This window comes from Polaromonas sp. P1_G2, from assembly GCF_056405515.1.
The window spans coordinates 1-385 of the sequence record NZ_JBFUBY010001551.1 but is presented as its reverse complement, the minus strand read 5'-3'; the positions used below and the strand labels follow the sequence as shown (position 1 = coordinate 385).

Here is a 385-nt window from a genome sequence, read left to right as displayed (position 1 = left end):
GGTATCTTCTGCATGGTCTTATCCCTTCATCTTCAGCGGCAATCCGGCCGCCACGAAATAGACGTCGCGGGCTTTCGCCGCGATCGATTGGTGCAGCCGGCCGGCATGGTCGCGGAAATCGCGCGCCATGCGATTTTCCGGCACGATGCCAAGCCCGACCTCGTTGGAGACCAGGATCAGCGTGGCTTTCGCTTGCCCCAGATGGTCGGCGAGCGCGGCAAATTCCGGCGCCAGCGCACGCTCCTCCATCATCAGATTGGTGAGCCAGAGCGTAAGGCAGTCGACGAGCACGACATTTCCCGGATGATCGACGGACCGAAGCGTTGCRACAAGGTCTACAGGCACTTCATGCGTCGTCCAGGCGTCGCCGCGCTGCACCTTATGA

General features: G+C 61.5%; 1 protein-coding gene. It reads right to left on the bottom strand.

The window, feature by feature from the left end; translation table 11 throughout:
* Positions 1 to 18 precede the first annotated feature (18 nt).
* Positions 19 to 385 (bottom strand): bifunctional adenosylcobinamide kinase/adenosylcobinamide-phosphate guanylyltransferase (locus tag AC1D0P_RS31510; protein ID WP_477680318.1); only part of this gene is annotated, 367 nt, incomplete at its 5' end.